The organism is Caldimonas brevitalea, assembly GCF_001017435.1.
In the GTDB taxonomy this organism is placed as follows: Bacteria; Pseudomonadota; Gammaproteobacteria; order Burkholderiales; family Burkholderiaceae_C; genus Caldimonas; species Caldimonas brevitalea.
The window spans coordinates 4,669,116-4,687,571 of sequence record NZ_CP011371.1; the positions used below are offsets into that span (position 1 = coordinate 4,669,116).

Annotated in this window: 11 protein-coding genes and 1 tRNA gene; 9 read left to right on the forward strand and 3 right to left on the reverse strand. The window is 62.3% G+C overall.

Annotated elements, in window-relative coordinates; translation table 11 throughout:
* Positions 1-137 precede the first annotated feature (137 nt).
* The 8 genes from AAW51_RS28405 (at position 138) to AAW51_RS19675 (ending at position 12,219) form a co-directional block, all read left to right on the forward strand.
* Positions 138-2,222 carry a class I SAM-dependent methyltransferase gene (locus AAW51_RS28405; protein ID WP_053013778.1) on the forward strand — a complete coding sequence of 695 codons (2,085 nt, stop codon included), beginning with the start codon at positions 138-140 and terminating at the stop codon, positions 2,220-2,222.
* A gap of 8 nt (positions 2,223-2,230) precedes the next feature.
* Complete coding sequence (locus AAW51_RS19645; RefSeq protein ID WP_053013779.1) at positions 2,231-4,354, forward strand: glycosyltransferase; 2,124 nt, start codon at positions 2,231-2,233, stop codon at positions 4,352-4,354.
* A gap of 11 nt (positions 4,355-4,365) precedes the next feature.
* On the forward strand, positions 4,366-6,096 hold the full coding sequence (gene msbA / locus AAW51_RS19650; protein ID WP_047195957.1) for a lipid A export permease/ATP-binding protein MsbA: 1,731 nt from the start codon (positions 4,366-4,368) through the stop codon (positions 6,094-6,096).
* A gap of 47 nt (positions 6,097-6,143) precedes the next feature.
* The gene (locus AAW51_RS19655; RefSeq protein WP_047195958.1) at positions 6,144-7,055 is read left to right on the forward strand and encodes an alpha/beta fold hydrolase; all 912 of its coding nucleotides are present in this window, start codon (positions 6,144-6,146) and stop codon (positions 7,053-7,055) included.
* A 56-nt stretch (positions 7,056-7,111) separates the two neighbouring features.
* Positions 7,112-8,216, forward strand: a protein-coding gene (gene prfB / locus AAW51_RS19660; protein ID WP_157359965.1) for a peptide chain release factor 2 whose coding sequence is annotated in 2 segments (ribosomal slippage) — positions 7,112-7,192 and positions 7,194-8,216 — 1,104 coding nt in all. Because the reading frame shifts where the segments join, the coding sequence is not laid out codon by codon here.
* A 59-nt stretch (positions 8,217-8,275) separates the two neighbouring features.
* On the forward strand, positions 8,276-10,957 hold the full coding sequence (gene pepN / locus AAW51_RS19665; RefSeq protein WP_047195960.1) for an aminopeptidase N: 2,682 nt from the start codon (positions 8,276-8,278) through the stop codon (positions 10,955-10,957).
* A gap of 78 nt (positions 10,958-11,035) precedes the next feature.
* Entirely contained in the window at positions 11,036-12,055 is a 1,020-nt protein-coding gene (locus AAW51_RS19670) for a class 1 fructose-bisphosphatase (RefSeq protein WP_047195961.1), read from the forward strand.
* 88 nt (positions 12,056-12,143) lie between these two features.
* Positions 12,144-12,219 (forward strand) — tRNA-Thr (locus tag AAW51_RS19675).
* A gap of 703 nt (positions 12,220-12,922) precedes the next feature.
* Here the strand turns inward: AAW51_RS19675 and AAW51_RS19680 are convergent.
* From AAW51_RS19680 to AAW51_RS19690, 3 genes are read right to left on the reverse strand one after another with little or no spacing between them, the layout of a single operon-like run.
* On the reverse strand, positions 12,923-14,884 hold the full coding sequence (locus AAW51_RS19680; RefSeq protein ID WP_047195962.1) for a DUF3732 domain-containing protein: 1,962 nt from the start codon (positions 14,882-14,884) through the stop codon (positions 12,923-12,925).
* Positions 14,881-15,369: a three component ABC system middle component gene (locus tag AAW51_RS19685; RefSeq protein WP_047195963.1), complete on the reverse strand. Its 489-nt coding sequence runs from the start codon at positions 15,367-15,369 to the stop codon at positions 14,881-14,883. Before AAW51_RS19685 ends, AAW51_RS19680 begins: the two co-directional genes overlap by 4 nt.
* Entirely contained in the window at positions 15,369-16,556 is a 1,188-nt protein-coding gene (locus AAW51_RS19690; protein ID WP_047195964.1) for an ABC-three component system protein, read from the reverse strand. The genes AAW51_RS19685 and AAW51_RS19690 overlap by 1 nt, the downstream gene beginning before the upstream one ends.
* A 1,136-nt stretch (positions 16,557-17,692) precedes the next feature.
* Between AAW51_RS19690 and AAW51_RS29380 the strand changes: the two genes are divergently transcribed.
* Positions 17,693-18,313 carry an H-NS histone family protein gene (locus tag AAW51_RS29380; RefSeq protein ID WP_083438436.1) on the forward strand — a complete coding sequence of 207 codons (621 nt, stop codon included), beginning with the start codon at positions 17,693-17,695 and terminating at the stop codon, positions 18,311-18,313.
* The last annotated feature ends 143 nt before the right edge of the window (positions 18,314-18,456 follow it).

Below are 18,456 nucleotides of genomic sequence, written 5' to 3' on the forward strand. Positions count from 1 at the left end.
GCGCTTCACAAACTGCGCACCTTGCGCCCAATCACGGCAAAGCGGCGAATATAGATACAGGGAAATCCTGCTGATCGCCGGCGCGCCCTTCCCACCGTCGCGCAGCCGGGAGCCCACTCGCCCGTCAAGACACGCCCATGAACGAAAAGTCCGCTTCACCGCTCCACAACCAACGCTACTGGTTGAACAAGAATGGAGAGGAGTATCTTCAGCAGCAACGGCTCAGGAGCACCTCTGGGAATTCGGCCTACGCCACGCAAGAGGCCTGGCTGCTCACTTACCTGCTGAACCGGGCGAAGGCGCAGTCGCGGCGGCTTCGAGTGCTCGACTTCGGGTGTGGCTTCGGCCGATTCGCTCGTTTGCTCGCGGAGCATCCGAGCATCGATTACTACGGCTATGACTTCTCCGACGCGATGGTGGCGCCGCTCTTCGAAAGCCCTCCACCCGCACTCGAGCCGCTCCATCACCGCGTCAGGGTACGACCCTCGTTCACCACCGCGTTCGCTGGAGACCGGTTTGATGTGATATTCACCGTGTCCGTGTTGATTCATAACACGCCAGAAGACGCACGGGCCCTGCTGGAAACTCTCGCCGGCCACCTCGAACCCGACGGGCAAATCTGTCTGATTGAAAACCGCTTGACGAGCATCAGCGTCAAGGAAAACAACTGGCACGGCGGGTGCTGGGTGCACGACTTTGCCGGAACGACGGCGTCGCACATGAGCGTCGCGGTCCATCACAAGCATCTGGAAATTCACGACGTCTACGTCCTGCAATTACCGGACGCAGGCGCAGAGCGACGCCTGCAGTTGTCCGAGAACGGCGGAGAACTGCGCGCCACCACGCTCGAGGAGCTTCGCCTTCTGGGCCTCGACCGCCTGAAGCAAGCAGTTCAGGGCCTGGAACAGGCCATTGAGGCACAAGCAGGTTTGGAAGGACAACTGAGAGACCTCGAGGAACTGGCGGGGAGTACAGCGCAGAGGCACCGAGAGGTGGAGCAGGCTTGGTCGACCATTCAAACGGCATTCGCTCCCGAATTCGGCGAACAAGCTCCGCCGAGCGACCTTGCCGATGCCGTTGCGTCGATGGTCGATCGATCCCGCGTGAGGCGGAAGCTCGCCGCAGGACTCTTGCTCGAAGAACACCAAGCTCATGATGTCCTGCGCGCCCCGCAGGACATGGGGACAGACGCAGCTGTCGCAACGAAGGAGAACGCGGCTTACAGTTGGAACGCCCTCCGCGACACCCGCTATTCACATCACGACGATCGCTTCGGTCGGGTGTGTCACCTGTTTCACGGTGAGTGGGTCGGCATCCGTGCAGCAGCTGGATCGCTGCCGGGTAACAAGCTCGCGATTTCTGCCGAGCGCAAGCTGCGACGCGCCGAGATCGAGGAGATTCGCGCCACCCTTGACCGGGCCAGGATCAACCGCCTGATCGTGCACGGCATGTCGGAACCGATGCGTCTGCTGCTGGCCGCCCTCCTGGCCGCGGGGATGTCCGAGCAGTACCTCGTGTGGCACGGAACCCCGGCGCAATGGGTCTACACGGAGGAGCGGAGCTTCGCGTTCACAGCTCTGCGCCTGGCCCGTGAAGGAAAACTGAAGAAGTACCACGCGATTCGACGCGGTTACGGCGGCCTTGCGGGTCCCTTGAATTTCGCGCCGCAATTGCTCAACCCTCCGCCTCGCCTGGGCCAAGCGTTTGGAGCAAGAAGTGGCCGGGAATCAGGGGTTCGGGTTCTGGCGCCTTCGTGGAATCTTTTTCACAAGAATTTGAGCGCGAACGTGGTGGGCGCCGGACTCACCGACCAAGTCAGCGAGATTTGGGTCACGGCCAAAGACGTATACCTGCCACGGTGGCTCAAGCCATCGTTGAAGTTTGTCGGCCAGCGACAGGGTGATGCGATGCTGGCGCTGATGGCTGCCGCGGACGTGGTGATGAATGTCAGCGTCGTGGACTGTCACCCGATGGTGGATCTAGAAGCACTCGCGCTAGGCACTCCGGCGTTGCGAGGTCCGCTGTTTCTCGACGCCCTGGAGGATCACGCCTATTCGCGATTGACCACGGTGCACAATCCCCTCAGCCTCGACGATATTTCTAACCGATTGAGCGCGGTGATTCAAATGAACGGCAGCGAGTTGGCTGGAATCATGGACGATTACAAGTCCCGTTTGACGGCTCTCTCACTCGATCGTTACGCCGACTTTGCCGACCTTTAAGGACTCCAATGCGCGTCTTTGTCACCACCGAGCTACACCCCTTTACGGCCGGCGGAATCGGCCGCGTGGTCGCAAACATCCTTGCCACCTCATCCGCCGCTGAGCTGAAAGAGACCGTCCTCGTCACCGTCGGCATCAAGGCCATTGAAAACACACGCGTGCAGGCTATCTACCCTGGGGTGCGGGTGTTCCCGGTGTTTGCTGATGGGTACCGAGTGATCGATGACGCGGGAAGCTTGTATCCGCCCGAGGAGGCCTTCGACGACACGCCGTGGCACTGGCAATCGGTGCACGTGATGCAACTGTTGAAGCGGTTGGACGTTGAACTGGGGCCGCTGCACTATATCGAGTTCCCCGACTGGGCCGGTCTTGCTTTTGCCACCACTCAAGAAAAGCGCCTCGGACGTGCTTTCCTTGCCAGCCAGATTGCCGTCCGACTTCACTCCTCCGACGGCATTTTGGCGGCATACGAGCGTCGGGGCATCGATGCACACGCACTCGCACTGCACGATCTCGAACGCAAGGCGATGGCCGATGCCGATCTGGTCGTCGGGCAATTGCCGTCGGTCGCCCAAGCCGTTGCCGATTTCTATCAGTTCCCGGAAACCAGCTGGACGCCCCGTCTCACCGTTCACTCGCCGCCCGTCTTGCTAGATCATCCAGCGCGAGAGGATGGACCGCTAGAGATTTCAAACGAGACGCCTATCGTATTTTCTTCGAAGATTCAGGATTTCAAACGCCCGGATGTTTTCATTCGCGGCGTGAGCGGCTTCTTGAGATCCAACCCGGGATACCAGGGCAGCGTCGTCTTCCTGGCTCACAGCTTTGATGAGCGCTATTTTTCGAGCATCCAGGCACTGATCCCTCCGGACCAGAAAAGCAGGTTCCGGTTTACATCCTTTGCCTCCTCATCCGAGCGCGCGGCGGTCATCTCCCGATCTGTCTGCGTCTTTCCCTCTGCTTACGAATCTTTCTGCCTTGCGGCTTACGAGGCCTCGATGTCGGGCGCGCTTTGCTTGCTCAACCGGCACAATCCCGCATTTGAGCCCGGCACACCGTGGGAGCACGGCAAGAACTGCATCACCTTCGACGGATCGCCCAACGGTTTGTGCGAAGCACTGATGTCGATCTTTGAATCGCGGCCCCTGGTGGGCCGGGTGGTGCCGACTCAAACGGAGGCGCCCTGGAGCCAACGCACTCAAGGCGGCTCAGACGCTCACTCGTCCACAGGTAGCGTGCCGTCTGTCACCGCCATCGTCACGCACTTCAACGAGGAAAGCACACTGCGTGGGACGCTGCAGCACCTGCTCGACTGCGGCTTTCCCAAGCTCGAGATCATCGTCGTCGACGACGCATCGTACGACCCGGTGAGCAAGGCCTACATCGAAAAACTCGCCGAGTGTCAGACCGCCAGTTTTCGCGTGATCCGTAGCCCGGCGCCAGGGGGGCTGGCGAGAGCGCGGAATTTCGGTCTGGCGCAGGCCAATGGAGACTATGTACTCGTCGTGGAACCCGGCGTCCGCATTTCTCCGGAGTTCATCGGGCTCGCCGTCAAGGGGCTGCAGCGTGACCCGGACTTCGACTTCGTCGTGACGCCGTGCACCGATTTTCGCCCGGGACAGGACCCCTTTTCGGGCGACCGGGACGGGCTGCGCCGCACCCGGGTTCTGATCGGCGAGGCCGGCGCGATCGGTTTGCACGAGAACCGATATTTGCAGGGGGCAATCTTCGGGCGCACCGCGGTACTGCGGACATTGCGGTACCGTGAAGAAATGGACATTCCCGAGGACTGGGACCTCGGCATGCGTGCTGTGGTCGCAGGCCATCGAATCCTGGTCACCAGCGACATCCATGCCTTCCGCGAGGTCGCGGGTAAGACGCGCCGCACACCAAGGGAGCCAAGCACGCAAGAACTTCGGGCCGCGATGCTCAGGGACAAGAGATTCCGCATCGGTGCCATCCAGCTTCCGATGTATGCGATGACGCCGGCCGCAGCCGCCCCGGTACGGCAGGACACACCGCCCTCCGAGTCATCATCCAGACATTCCATTGAACGGTTTGTCGCTCGCTGGAAACGTCGGCGCAACAAGTGGAAACGCAGCATACAGAAGCGTCTTCAGCGATTTCGGTAAGGCAAAGCTTCATGGACAATAGTCTCAAAACTACTGCGCGACGCCTGTTTGGATACATCAAGCCCCATAAAAGGGGCATGTTCCTCGGCGTCCTCAGCTTTTTTCTTTCCGCAGCCATAGAGCCGGCTGTGCCGGCACTGTTCAAGCAACTGCTGGACAGCGGCTTCAAAGCGCAACTGGGGTTTCCGTTGTGGATGGTGCCGGTTGCCGTCATCGGCCTTTTCGCGACGCGGGGGCTGCTGGCGTTTGTCGGAACCTATTTGTTCAACTGGTCGACTTCGCAAGCCGTGTTGGCGCTACGTCGCGACTTGATACGGTCGGTGATGAACGCCGACGCCAGCTTGTACAACAGCTTGAGTCCCGGTGTCGCAGCGACCCGCGTGATCAATGATCCTCAAGGAGCGACGAGTGCCTTGGCGAGTTCGGTCACGACCATCCTGCGCGATGGCACCACACTGGTGGCGCTGCTCGGATACCTCTTCTATTTGAACTGGAAGCTCACCCTGGTATCACTGATCACGATGCCGCTGTTGGCACTGGTGGTACGCAAGGTGCAGAAGCGGGTGCTGTCCGTCGGGACCCACTCCTACGAATCGCAGATCCGTCTGGTGGGCATCGTCGACGACATCACGCGCGCATGGCGCGTGGTCAGAACTTTCGATGCCGCGGAGTTCGAGGCACGACGCTTCGAGGCCGAGGCACAGAAGTTGCGCCGGGCGACCCTCAAGACTGTGGCCGCGGGGGCCACGATGACACCGCTCACGCAAGTCGTGGCCAGCACCGGTGTGGCGCTGATACTGGCCTTGGCACTGGCGGAAGCCAACCGTGGATCGTCGACGGTCGGTGAGTTCGTCGCGTTCATTACTGCCATGCTGATGACCATATCGCCGATGCGCCACCTGACCGACGTGACGCAACCCATCGTCGGCGGCCTGATCGGCGCCCGTGCCTGCTTCGATCTGATGGACACACCGCCAGAACCGGACAAAGGCACCCGCGAAGTCGACAACTGTGCCGGAGAACTGCGCTTCGACCAGGTTGACGTCCTGTATCCCGGCAGCGACCGCCCAGCGCTCAACGGCCTCAGCCTCGATATACCGGCAGGTGCGACGATCGCCCTGGTCGGACCCTCAGGTGCCGGAAAGTCGTCCATCGTGAATGCCGCGCTGGGATTCGTCGCGCCCAGTGCCGGCTGCATCACCCTCGACGGCGTCGACGTTCAATCTATCCGCAAGGCGTCACTGCGGAAGCAGTTTGCCGTTGTTTCGCAAGACATCGTGCTCTTCGACGGCTCGATCGCCGACAACGTGGCGTACGCGCAGCCGAAAGATGCGGCCCGTATCGAGGCCTGTTTGCGCGCAGCCAACTTGTGGGAGTTCGTCAGCGGGCTGCCCGAAGGCGTGCAGACGACCATCGGCACGAACGGGAGCAGGTTGTCAGGCGGGCAGCGACAGCGTGTCGCGATCGCCCGTGCGCTCTACAAAAACGCCAAGGTCTGGATCTTCGACGAAGCCACCTCTGCACTCGACACTGAGTCCGAACGTGTGGTGCAGCAGTCGATCGAGCGGTGGCAGGGCGAGAAGACCCTGATCCTGATCGCGCACCGCCTCAGCACGGTCCGAAACGCCGATCGCATCTACGTGCTGTCCGATGGACGTGTGGTTGAAAGCGGCACCCACAAGGATCTGATGGAGCGCGGCGGTCTTTACGCTGGGATGGTGCAGGCGCAGGCGATGGATTGACGCCGGCATTTTTCGTCCGTAGCTGCTTTATTCACGATACCCCGCCCATGACCTATACGCCAAGCCGTCGCTCGACCAACAACACCCTCGCCGTGCGCGGACTGCACTACCACGTGCGCACCTGGGAGAGCGCAAGTGCCAGGGACGTCGGGCGCCCTCCCCTCGTCCTCCTCCACGGCTGGATGGACGTCTCCGCGTCGTTCCAGTTCGTCGTCGACGCACTGCACACCGAGCGACACATCATCGCGCCCGACTGGCGCGGCTTCGGGCCAACCGAGTGGCCCGGCACCGACACCTATTGGTTCCCCGACTATCTCGCCGACCTCGACGCCATACTCGACCAGCTGCTGCCCGAGCATCCGCAGATCGACCTGCTGGGCCACAGCATGGGCGGCAACGTCGCGATGTTGTATGCCGGCGTGCGGCCGGAGCGGGTGCGCCGGTTGATCAACCTGGAGGGTTTCGGCCTGCCCGACAGCCGCGCCGAACAGGCGCCGAAGCGGTACGCGCAATGGCTCGACGAGTTGAAGCAGCCGGCCGAGCTGCGCAGCTACGAGTCGCTCGACGCGGTGGCCGAGCGGCTGCGCAAGAACAACCCGCTGCTGCGGCCCGAGTTTGCCGAGTGGCTGGCCCCGCACTGGGCGCGCCAGGACGCGCAAGGCCGCTGGGCCATCCTGGGCGACCCGGCCCACAAGCGCGCCAACCCGGTGCTCTACCGCAAGGAAGAAGTGCTGGCCTGCTGGCGCCGCATCACCGCGCCGACGTTGTGGGTCGAAGGCGACCGCACCGACGTCAGCAAATGGTGGGGCGACCGCTACCCGCGCAGCGATTTCGAGTCCCGTCTGGCGGTGGTGCCGCAGCTGCAGCGCCACGTCCTGAGCCCGGCCGGCCACATGTTGCACCACGACCAGCCCGAGGCGCTGGCCGAACTGATCGATGCACATCTGAACGCCCCCTGAGCCGCCGACGGGCGCGCTGCGTGAGAAAATCGCGTGTTTTGAGAAGGACATGAGACATGGACGCAGAACGCATCAACGCCCTGGGCGCCTCACTCGAAGACCTGACTCGGCGCACCGCCGAGCTTCGGAGGTATCTTTGACTGGGAGACCAAATCCCACCGCCTGAGCGAAGTCAACGCCGCGCTCGAAGACCCGACGGTCTGGAACGACCCCAAACACGCGCAGGAACTCGGCCGCGAAAAGAAGGCACTCGAAGCCGTCGTGCTGACCATCAGCCGGCTCGAGTCGGAGCTGTCGGACAACAGCGAACTGTTCGAGCTCTCGAAGGACGATGACGACCACGCTGGCCTGCAGGCCATCGAGGCCGAGGTGAACGGCCTCACCGCCGAACTCGAACAGCTCGAGTTCCGCCGCATGTTCAGCAACCCGGCCGACCCCAACAACTGCTTCATCGACATCCAGGCTGGCGCCGGCGGCACAGAAGCCTGCGACTGGGCCAGCATGCTGCTGCGCCAGTATTTGCGCTATTGCGAACGCCGCGGCTTCAAGACCGAGGTGATGGAAGAGTCCGAAGGCGACGTCGCGGGCATCAAGAGCGCCACCATCAAGGTCGAAGGCGAATACGCGTTCGGCTATCTGCGCAGCGAAACCGGCGTGCACCGCCTGGTGCGCAAGAGCCCGTTCGACTCCTCGGGCGGGCGCCACACCTCGTTTGCCAGCGTGTTCGTCTACCCTGAGGTGGACGACTCGATCGAAATCGAGATCAACCCGGCCGACGTGCGCACCGACACCTTCCGCGCCTCGGGCGCCGGTGGTCAGCACATCAACAAGACCGACTCGGCGGTGCGTCTCACGCACATGCCCACCGGTATCGTGGTGCAGTGCCAGAACGACCGCTCGCAGCACCGCAACCGCGACGAGGCGTGGCAGATGCTGCGTTCGCGATTGTTCGAGCATGAGATGCGCAAGCGTCTGGCCGAGCAGCAGAAGCTGGAAGACAGCAAGACCGACGTGGGCTGGGGCCACCAGATCCGTTCGTATGTGCTCGACCAGAGCCGTATCAAGGACCTGCGCACCAACGTCGAGATTTCCAACACCCAGAAAGTGCTGGACGGAGACCTGGACGCGTTCATCGAAGCCAGCCTGAAGCAAGGCATCTGAAATCCCGGGCCCGGCGTCCTGTTGCGCACGCCGGGCCGCAACGAGAGAAAGACACCACCATGCGAGAAGGCACTGCCGCCGTGACCCGCCGCGAGGACTACGCCCCGCCGGCCTACTGGATCAAGACCGTCGACCTGACCTTCGACCTCGACCCTGCCAAGACGCTGGTCTTCAACCGCATGCAGATCGAGCGCAACGAGCAGGTGCCCGTGCAGGCCTTGCGCCTCGACGGCGAAGACCTGAACCTGACCCGGGTGCTGGTCAACGGCGAGTCGGTGTCGTTTCGCGTCGAGAACCACCAGCTGGTGCTCGAGAACCTGCCGGCCGAGCCCTTCACACTCGAAGTGCGCACCACCTGCGCACCCGAGAAGAACACCCAGCTGTCGGGCCTCTACACCTCCAGCGGCGGCTTCTTCACGCAATGCGAAGCGCAGGGCTTCCGCCGCATCACCTACTTCCTCGACCGGCCCGACGTGATGGCGGTCTACACCGTCACACTCAAGGCCGACAAGGCGCGCTTCCCTGTGCTGCTGTCCAACGGCAACCTCATCGAGCAAGGTGAGCTGGACGGCGGCCACAAGCACTACGCCAAGTGGAGCGACCCTTTCCCCAAGCCCAGCTATCTGTTTGCGCTGGTCGCAGCCAAGCTGGTGTGCCGCGAGCAGAAGATCCGCTCGCGCTCGGGGCGCGACCACCTGCTGCAGGTCTACGTGCGGGCCGGCGACCTCGACAAGACCGAGCATGCGATGCGCTCGCTGATCGCCTCGGTGGCGTGGGACGAAGCGCGTTTTGGCCTGTCGCTCGACCTCGACCGCTTCATGATCGTCGCCGTCAGCGACTTCAACATGGGCGCGATGGAGAACAAGGGCCTCAACATCTTCAACACCAAGTACGTGCTGGCCAACCCCGCTACCGCGACCGACACCGACTTCTTCGGCATTGAGAGCGTGGTGGGGCATGAGTACTTCCACAACTGGACCGGCAACCGCGTCACCTGCCGCGACTGGTTCCAGCTGAGCCTCAAGGAAGGCCTGACCGTCTTCCGCGACCAGGAGTTCAGCCAGGACCTGGCCGGCTCGCCGAGCGCGCGTGCCGTCAAGCGCATCGACGACGTGCGCACGCTGCGGCAGCATCAGTTCCCCGAAGACGCCGGCCCGATGGCGCACCCGGTGCGGCCCGACAGCTACATGGCGATCGACAACTTCTACACCGCGACCGTCTACGACAAGGGCGCCGAGGTGGTGCGCATGATGCAGACGCTGGTGGGCCGCGAGGGGTTTGCGCGCGGCATGACGCTCTACTTCGAGCGCCATGATGGCCAGGCGGTGACCTGCGACGATTTCGCCCAGGCGATTGCCGACGCCAACCCCGACAGCGCGCTGGCGCGCCAGTTGGACCAATTCAAGCGCTGGTACAGCCAGGCCGGCACGCCGCGGGTGCATGCGCGCGGCTATTACAACGCCGAGATGCGCACCTACCGCCTAGAGCTGAGCCAGTCGTGCCCCCCCACACCCGGCCAGCCTGACAAGGCGCCCTTCGTGATCCCCGTGGCCCTGGGCCTGGTGGGCCGCGACGACGGCCGCGCCCTGCCGCTGCAACTGGTCGGCGAAAACGCCGCGGCGGGCACCGAGCGGGTGCTGGTGCTGTCGGAAACGACCCAGCATTTCGAGTTCGTCGGCCTCGACGCCGAGCCCGTGCCGTCGCTGCTGCGCGGCTTTTCGGCACCGGTGGTGCTCGAAGACACGCTGAGCGACGCCGAGCTGCTGATCTTGCTGGCCCACGACCACGACCCCTTCAACCGCTGGGAGGCCGGGCAACGGCTGGCGCTCAACCGGCTGCTGGCGGCGGTCAAAGGCGACGGACAGGTGCACCTCGACGCGCCGGTGATCGACGCCTTGCGCGCCGTGCTGCACCACCCGACGCTCGACGCCGCCTTCAAGGAACTGCTGCTGACCTTGCCGGGCGAGAGCTACATCGCCGAGCAGCTCGAGGAGGTGGACCCTCAGCGTATCCATGCCGTGCGCGAATCGTTGCGGCTGCAGCTGGCGCAGGCGCTGCACGCGGATTGGGAATGGGCCTTCGACCACTACCAGGTGGCCAATGAAGGCTACTCGCCCGACGCCGCGTCAGCGGGCCGCCGGGGTTTGGTCAACCTGGCGCTCGGCAACCTGTGCCTCGCGGCGGTGGAGCGGCAGTCGCCGTTGTGGCCCGGCAAGGCCTATCAGCGCTTCAAGGACGCCGACAACATGACCGACCGCCTGGGCGCCTTGAGCGCCTTGGTGGGCGCGCACAGCGAGCTGGCCGAGCCGGCGCTCGAGCGTTTTCACGCGCTGTTCAAGGACGAGGCGCTGGTGATCGACAAGTGGTTTGCGCTGCAGGCCTCGGCGCCCGAGAAAGACGGCAAGGTGTTCGCCCGCGCACGGCAGCTGCTGTCGCACCCGGATTTTTCGCTGCGCAACCCCAACCGTGCGCGCAGCCTGATCACCGCGCTGTGCTTCTCGAACCCGGCCGCGTTCCACCGCCGCGATGCGGCCGGCTACGTGTTCTGGGCTGACCGCGTGCTCGAGCTCGACGCCATCAACCCGCAGCTGGCCGCGCGCGTGGCACGCGCGATGGACCGCTGGCGCCAACTGGCCGAGCCTTACCGTAGCGCCGCGCGCGAGGCGATTGCGCGTGTGGCGGCACGGGCGGAACTGAGCGACGACGTGCGCGAGATCGTCACGCGCGCGCTGGGCGACTGAACCAAGGTGTCCCCGGCCGACGGCCCCGGGGCCCGTCTGACTCGATAATGCATTTGTTCACTTTAGGGAGTCTTTGAGATGAGCACCAAACGCGTGAGCCTCACGCAATACCTGGTCGAGCAGCAGCGCCTGCACGGCCATATTCCGGGGCAGCTGCGCCTCTTGATCGAGGTGGTGGCGCGCGCGTGCAAGCGCATCGCCATCAGCGTCAACAAGGGCGCCTTGGGCGACGTGCTCGGCACGGCCGGCACCGAGAACGTGCAAGGTGAGGTGCAGAAGAAGCTCGACGTGATCGCCAACGAGGTGCTCATCGAGGCCAACGAATGGGGCGGCCATTTGGCCGCGATGGCGTCGGAGGAGATGGACGGCATCTATGTCGTGCCCAACCGCTTTCCTCAAGGCGAATACATGCTGCTGTTCGATCCGCTCGACGGCTCCAGCAACATCGACGTCAACGTCAGCATCGGCACCATCTTCTCGGTGCTGAAGAAGCCCGAGGGGCACGCCGGCGTCAGCGAAGAAGACTTCTTGCAGCCCGGCCACCAGCAGGCCGCGGCAGGCTATTGCGTCTATGGACCCCAGACCACGCTGGTGCTGACCGTGGGCGACGGCGTGGCGATGTTCACCCTTGACCGTGAACAGGGCTCGTGGGTGCTGACGCAAGACGGGGTGCGCATTCCGCCCGACACCAAGGAATTCGCGATCAACATGAGCAACATGCGCCACTGGGCCCCGCCGGTGCGCCGTTATATCGACGAATGCCTGGCCGGCAAGGAAGGCCCGCGCGGCAAGGACTTCAACATGCGCTGGGTGGCCTCGATGGTGGCCGATGTGCACCGCATTCTGACCCGCGGCGGCATCTTCATGTACCCGTGGGACCAGCGCGAGCCGGACAAGCCGGGGAAGCTGCGCTTGCTGTACGAGGCGAACCCGATGAGCTTCTTGGTGGAGCAAGCCGGTGGGGCAGCCACGAATGGGCACCAGCGGATTCTGGACGTGAAACCGAGCAAGCTGCACGAGCGCGTGAGCGTGGTGCTGGGGTCGAAAAACGAGGTGGAGCGGGTGACGGCTTATCACCTGGAGGCGGGGGGGCGGTAAGGGCCTTCGACGGGGTGAGGGTGGGCTGGAACGGAGCTGGCGCCCTCTTCCCTGATCGCGGAAAGAACTGCTAGAATCGCGTTTCTTTGCCGGTGTAGCTCAGTTGGTAGAGCAGCGCATTCGTAATGCGAAGGTCGGGAGTTCGACTCTCTTCACCGGCACCAAGACACAACGCCCAACCGCTCTCGGTTGGGCGTTTTGCTTTCTGGGTTTCCCGCAACGGCGCGGGGTTCCCGGCCGTTCTGCGTAGGCCACGCCTGCGTCCTTCCCCGCCGTTTTTGGCCCGGTTGGACTCTCTTTTCCTCTCTCTTCTCTAAAAAGTAGGGCAACTTTTTCCGTCTGGCCTACGCAGAAGTCCTTTGCTGACGCGGACTTACGCGAGGGTCGAATAGAGCGGTTTTCCAGGGTCTTGGTGTAGCAAAGACGCACGAAAAACAGGGGCCTGCCGGCTGATGACTAGTATGGAAAGGAGTGGCCGCCGCGTCCCGACCCGTTGCGGCCGTTACACGTGCCGACGCCGATGACTAGTACGCAGAGGTTGCTCACGGTCACGGCCTGAAGAACGGCATTCACGCTCCCTTCCACCTTTCGGCCTTTCATCGAAGCCGAAGCGCAGAGGTCTGAATGGTCGAGGTACGAAGCGCAGCAAACGTTGAACTCACCGCGCCTACTCGCACCACGCGGGCGACCACGTTTTGACGACTTGACCTGACACTTCCGAGCCCACTTGGACCAACCCAAAATCGAGTCGATCCGAAAGGCAGGTGGAATTAGACATTTCGTCACATAGTCTCTTGGGGATTTAGAGCAAGATCGGCCGCCGACAGTCGGGACCGCTCAACTCGAAGCCGGATGACCCTAGATAAATCATTTTCTCCAGCTGGGCCAGTCATTGGGAACCAGTGCCGGGGGATCGGTCCAAGGTTGCTCGACCAGAGCATCCTGGAACCAGGTGTCGGCGAAGTTTGCGTGCTCCGTTACGATCAACTGGAATCCGGGCACCAGCTTCGTGGTGAAGCGCAACAAGGTCTCGAACAGCCTTCTTGCGGCCATTAGATCAACGTCGACAGTCTGGGTAAGTTTGGCATCCCCAGCAACTGACTCGTAGATGGTCTGCGAGGGAAAGTACACCTGTGTGGGCTGGTCCAGCATCAGAAACCGAGGAATTGGGACTCGGTTCTTCGCCGCATAGTGATGCAGGGCGAGCAGCGCTGAGATGTGATACGCAAGCCAGTTGGCACCGCCCCCTGTGCGATTCATGGGGACCGGATCTCCCGGGCGCTCGACCACAACGGTCAGCTTGTTCACATCAAGCCTGAACGGGAACTCGTGGAAATAGGCTTTGAATTCACGAACCAGTTCCGTCAGCGTCGCGGACACGTTTGTGAGAATTGACTCCAATCGGGCCTCGGCGTCGTCGTCAGAGCCTGCGAGTTTTGCCCAGTGATCAACCTTGGCTTCGAGTCGATCGACTTTCAGCTTGAGGGCGGCGAGGGAGTCGCTAGGCTTGATGCTGTCGAGGAAAAAGCTAACTCGACCCTGAACTCTTGCTGCTTGTGTGTTCGCGTCCTCTTGAGCCGAGGCCTTCTCTTCTGCCAGGACGGCCGCTGCCAGGTCCGCCTCAACCTCGCGAATCGCCTCAGATACCTCACTAGCGCGCTTGGTCAGCGACGCAAGGTGCTCTTCAAGACGAGGTCGCGTCCCTCCGACGTTTGCTAAATCGCTATCGAGGCTCTTCAGCTCCTGAAGAAGCAGCTCCGCAATGCCTTCCATTCGGGCGTCGGATTCACTGAGAAACGGCCACTGCCACGCACCGTTCGCGTCGCGCGGCAATGCCTTGATGGACTCAAGCCTTGAGCGCTGTTCCTGGGCTTCCTTCTCAAAGTCGGAGACGCCGTTTGTGTAGCGTTGTGCGGCAACGATTTGGTCCTGCAGACGCCGGCGCTCGGCACGCAGTTTGACTCGGCGTGCCTGCAACCTCGACAACTCCCCATCGCCCAGCAGAGGAGTCGGCCCAGGCCTCCAGGCCAGCACCTGTCGCAGCGAGTTGATCAGGTCGCTCTCGCTCGCGCCTCCCGCCGGCACATTGGAGAATGGAATGCCAACAGTTCGGGCCTCTGCCAAAAGCCCAATCCCGCGCGTGTCCAATGCATCCTCAGACTCTTCCGCGGCGCGAAGTTCCTTTTGAGCAATCCGCAGCTCACGCTGAGCTGCCCGCCGGTATGCCTCCGCCTCGATATCACCAACCTTCGACACGCCGAAGAGGACGGCGAACGTATCGCGGATGGTCTGTGGCAAGTGCTCCTCGCCCTGTCGATAAAACAAGAGATCCTTGCTGGCTACCAAGCCCTGCTTCTGAAAAAGGTAGAAGACCGTGTGCTTGACGTTGACCGAGTAGCTCGCGCGACTGCTGTTCTCAGGAACTGCTGTTTTTGCCTCTGGAATGCCGAGCAGGGAAGATAGAACCTCTTGCACCAGCTCATCGCCGCCGTCGTGCTTAAGGGCCGAGAAGGGCGGCGGCTCAATCTTCGCTCCTCGTCTAACCATAGCAAGCGAGCATTTGACCTGACCCGGCTTTGGGTTCGGCTTAGCGACGAATACTTGCTCTGCAGGGAACTGAAATGTGACTGCGAACCAAGAAACCTTCTCCCGGATGAAACCCTCTGCAATCTTGCAGTCTGCCTCGCCCATGCAGTACTCGACGATGTCCGAAAGAGAAGACTTTCCCGTCGATGCCAAGCCGGTAATGATGTTCAGCCCATCGGTGTTGAAAGGGAGATCCCGCCGGCGACCGTCATGGCTATAAATGTGGATCGAAGCAATCTTCATGGGCGAATAGACAAGCTGGTATAGATGGTCACGCGGTCATTGATCTGCGCAAAGTCGCGGCCGAGGATGGCGGCTGCTACGCGGCACTGCTCGGCGTCCTCCGTTCCCAATGGCTCTGGTGAGACCCTCCGTGGGAGCAGTTGAATACCGCCGGCCTCGCTGACGGTAATGCACTCGCGGCTTGCTAAAAGTGCGAGAGCCTCCATGGCGTGTTGAATGAGACCCTGGGCACGCCGCGCGAAGTCAACCAGCAAGTCGGGACGCCTGGCGAGTACGCGGAGGACTGAGACTTTTTTGTTGGCGCAGATCTCGTCACGCATTTCTTGGTGCAGGCACAGTGGCAGCACGAGAAGCGCTAGGGAGTACGGCATTGGAGCCTGAGCTTGCTTCTGGTAAGCGCGGAGCGCCGACGCAAGCACAAGCGCGCAGTACGCCGGATTGAATAGATTTCGCTCCTCGATCGGGCGTGAAGACCAGTCAATCATCAGTTCGCCTGCAGGGTGGTCTTGAGGCGCTCAAGAAACCTGGGGTGCCAATGCACTCCAGGGATAGGTTTCCGATCGGCAAGGATGTGGAATGTCCCGCGGCGAACGTACTCCTCGGTAACTCGGGCCCTGATCTGGATGTGGGCAGACTTTGCTTCGGCCCATTCGTAGAGCCGCTGCCCGGCATCCTGAAGCTTTTCTTCCGTATCTGTCTCGGTCACCTTGACGTAGGCTTTCGCTCGCTTCCACTCATCAACTAGCCGCTGCTCAAACTTGGCCATTTCTCCGTTGAACAGCACGTTCACCCGGGCCCAGTGAGACCGCTGCGAGAAGGCCCGATGGAAGTCGAGGATGGCAAGCTCAAGGCTATCGGTCGGCATTCCAATGGCCCGAAGCTGTTCGACAAATTGACGTGTGTCGTTGGATGGGTCAATACCACCCGCCGGAAAGCTATCGTCGAAAGTAATCGGCAGGTTGTCGTCGGCGTACTCGCTGTTGATGCTGGCAACCTTGTCCCACACCTCAGCGCCGCTGATGGGCTCACGGTCTCGAACGATGACGCCAATCGCCTGCCGCGTCCACCATCCCTCTAGTCGTTCCTGGACATCCGCTCGATACAGCCTAGGAACTGCTTTCAGTTGCTTGGCGATTTCTGTGTCGAGGCTCTGGATGCGAGGCGAGCTGTCGAATATGACGACTCGAGAGAGAAAGTCGCGTCGCTCGTCCGTCGATAGCTTGTCGAGCTCGGCTTTGATCTCTCGGCTCAGTTCCGTGCTCGACCGGTCAAGTTCGGCGACGAGGCGCGCTGGGAAGTCGTCGGACATGGGCTCGGCACCACTGAGGAAGTACTTCAGCATCGAGCTCGGCCCGACGCGCGCGGTTGTGGCCATGCAGAAGGAGTGTTCGCAAGCGAGCCTCCCATCGCGGGCGTAGCGGTTGAGCCAGATTCGGACAGACTTCCAGAAGTCGACCGACAGCGTACCCACGGTCTCGCCTTCCTGCTTGTGCTTGAGGGAGACCAGCGTGCTCTGGCCATCCACATCGACCAGCTGAACGTCGTCATCGGCTTCGATGAAGAGAGACTGGCTTTCGTCCTGCTTCATCAGATGCGCGAGCGCAAAGCGAATCTGATAGACGTAGCCCAGGCCTTGCTCACCAGCCGAGTACTTATCCTTTTTTGTTGCCATCTATCGTCCTTCTCGCCGGGCGACCTTCTTCCAGGATCACCTGTTTTGTTCACTTTGGGCCTACGGCTCTCGCCCGACTCGATATCCAGCGTCACAGCGTGTCTTCTGCTTTGATCGGGTAGGTAAATCTCCCGCCGGGCTATGCCAATACTGGGTTAAGGCGTATGCCCAGCGCAAAGCTTGTACCGCGGGCTGAAGGGGTTGTCTAGCATGGTTTGGTTGCGCTGGCACAACCGGTTCGCGAGACGCATCGACGACGTGGCGGTAGTTGGCGTAACCAGCAGCGTCGAGCTGCCGAGCCCGCGGAGCCAAGCGCGTACTGCGACTACACAACTGGGGTCGGGCTGGTCGCGAGCGGGCTCCCGGCCGCTGAACTCGAGCGACATCATTCAGCCTGAAGCGATCAGTCAGGCCGCGAACTCGAAAGACAGTTCTTTGCCCGAGACCCGGCGGCCGCGCGCGCCGCTGCGGCAAATCATTCTCACGCGGCGCAAAGATCCTCGACCCTGCAGACCGCCGCATCGTCGTGAATATTTCACGCTTCCTTAACTGCGTCGCCCGCACGCTTCCCCGCCTCGTAAACATCGAAAACTGACGAATGCAGACCGATCGCTGCCTGGACTCAATCCAGCTTGCTCTGAAGGTCAGCGCTGGCCGGACGGAGGTGGCGGCGTCATGGATTCGGAAAGCGCTTAGCAGAGCCAGGACTGTCGGTAGCTGAAGGCTTGCGTGCCGACGCGCACCAGCTCGACGCCGCTGGCCACGAAGTGTTTGCCGCGCATGGCGGTGACGGCGGCGTGATCGAGCTGCGGCAGCAGGTGCGGCCCTGAGGGTCCGGGGCTTTCCCTGAGCTTTGCTACGGTCACGCTCTCGTCCGTGAGCAGGCGGCTGGAGATGAGCTAGAGGCGACTCTGCGTCGAGGCAACGCTGAAGGCAGCGAACTCCTGCGGCGGCACCTTCTTGCCTTCGACGCGCATCTTGCGAACAGCGACCAACATGAAAGAATCAAGTGAATCTGTATAGGGTGCAGAGAGCGGCGTCTTGGCCGGTCCAAACGCACCGCCGGTAAGACGCGGTGCTAGTCGGCGCGCTCGTTGAAGTATGCTCGGCCTCCGTTCTTTTGGAGTACCGTTCAAATGCCGAAGACCTATGCGCAACTTCAAGAACAGATGGAAGCCCTGCGTCGCCAGATGGAAGTGGCGAAGCGAAAGGAAGGGACCGGGGTCCTGAAGGAGATCAGGAAGCAGGTCGCGCTCTACGGCTTCACGCCTAAGGACGTGTTCGGGGGCGAGCAGAAGGCGACGGGACGCAAAGCATCGACGTCAGCGGTGCCGAAGTACCAAGACGGGAACGGCAACAGCTGGTCCGGTCGTGGTCCCCGCCCGGCCTGGTTGCGGGCTGCATTGGAACGCGGCGAAGCGCTTGAATCGTTTCTCCTGAAGCCAGCGCGCAAGTCCAGTGGAGTAAGCGATGGCACTGCGCCCGTTCCCGTCAAGAAGGGTCGCGCCGGAGTGAAGACGGCTGCAGCCAAGAAGACCACGGCCAGGAAGACGGCTCGTGGGGCGAAAACCTCCGCCAATCGGAAAGCAAAGGACACGACTGCATCGCGTCGAGCGGGCGTGTCCAGCGTCGCATCCAAACAAGTGCGCAAACGCGCCTCGGTGCCCCTCGCCCCCGCCAGGCCGGCCGCAAAGAAGCGTCGGGCCGCAAAGGCTTCACCCGCTCGACAGGATGCTCATCAGACCGACGCCCCGTAGAACTGAGGGCCGAGCTGGCCTAAGCATGAAGGGGACTCGTATAGCAGGTCACTGCACGGTCAACCGAGATCACGCTGGTGGCCCTGAAGGCCACCAGTTCGTCAGATTTGGCCGCCGCAAGCCACCTCTGGTCCATACAGGCG

Bases quoted from the DNA above. Each gene is read 5' to 3' on its own strand.
- AAW51_RS28405 (WP_053013778.1), top strand. From the start codon at position 138: ATGAACGAAAAGTCCGCTTCACCGCTCCACAACCAACGCTACTGGTTG.
- AAW51_RS19645 (WP_053013779.1), top strand. From the start codon at position 2,231: ATGCGCGTCTTTGTCACCACCGAGCTACACCCCTTTACGGCCGGCGGA.
- msbA (WP_047195957.1), top strand. From the start codon at position 4,366: ATGGACAATAGTCTCAAAACTACTGCGCGACGCCTGTTTGGATACATC.
- AAW51_RS19655 (WP_047195958.1), top strand. From the start codon at position 6,144: ATGACCTATACGCCAAGCCGTCGCTCGACCAACAACACCCTCGCCGTG.
- pepN (WP_047195960.1), top strand. From the start codon at position 8,276: ATGCGAGAAGGCACTGCCGCCGTGACCCGCCGCGAGGACTACGCCCCG.
- AAW51_RS19670 (WP_047195961.1), top strand. From the start codon at position 11,036: ATGAGCACCAAACGCGTGAGCCTCACGCAATACCTGGTCGAGCAGCAG.
- AAW51_RS19680 (WP_047195962.1), bottom strand. From the start codon at position 14,884: ATGAAGATTGCTTCGATCCACATTTATAGCCATGACGGTCGCCGGCGG.
- AAW51_RS19685 (WP_047195963.1), bottom strand. From the start codon at position 15,369: ATGATTGACTGGTCTTCACGCCCGATCGAGGAGCGAAATCTATTCAAT.
- AAW51_RS19690 (WP_047195964.1), bottom strand. From the start codon at position 16,556: ATGGCAACAAAAAAGGATAAGTACTCGGCTGGTGAGCAAGGCCTGGGC.
- AAW51_RS29380 (WP_083438436.1), top strand. From the start codon at position 17,693: ATGCCGAAGACCTATGCGCAACTTCAAGAACAGATGGAAGCCCTGCGT.